This is a genomic window from Psychrobacter sp. 1U2, assembly GCF_051847575.1.
In genome coordinates, this window is the sequence record NZ_JBPYDC010001617.1 from 1 (window position 1) to 558 (window position 558).

The window sequence follows — 558 nt, forward strand, 5'->3', positions numbered from 1 at the left end:
TTGAACTGGTCGATGCGCTATGTGCGCAAATGCAAGCTGAGTGTGAGGTAATCTCTCAAGATTGGGATGGTCTTATTCCTGGACTTAATGCACAAAAATTCGATGCGATTATCGCTGGTATGTCGATCACACCTGAGCGTAAAGAAGTGGTAGATTTTACGGATCCGTACTTTCACACTGGCATTATCTTAATCGGCAAAAAAGGCGATGACATCAGTGTCGCTGACCTAAAAGGACAGCCTGTAGCTTCGCAGCGCTCAACGGTCTCGTCACAGTACCTGCAAGACGAATACCCTGATGCTGACATCAAGCTTTATGATACTCAAGACAATGCCTATCTAGACCTAACTTCAGGTCGCGTACGTGCAATGATGTCAGATAAAGTGACAGGTATTGATTGGCTAAAGACAGAAGCTGGTCAAGACTATGAAGTCAAAGGCCAAGAGATTAGTACCGAAGAAGATGCCATGGGCATGGCCTTTCGTAAAGGTGATCCTCTAGTTGCCAAATTCAATGAAGCGTTGGCTGAGCTAAAGTCTAATGGTGTCTATGATCAGA

General features: G+C 45.0%; 1 protein-coding gene. It reads left to right on the forward strand.

Annotated elements, in window-relative coordinates; all coding sequences use genetic code 11:
• A partial coding sequence (locus ACS8FD_RS23480; RefSeq protein ID WP_439277623.1) for a transporter substrate-binding domain-containing protein occupies positions 1–558 on the forward strand: 558 nt, incomplete at both ends.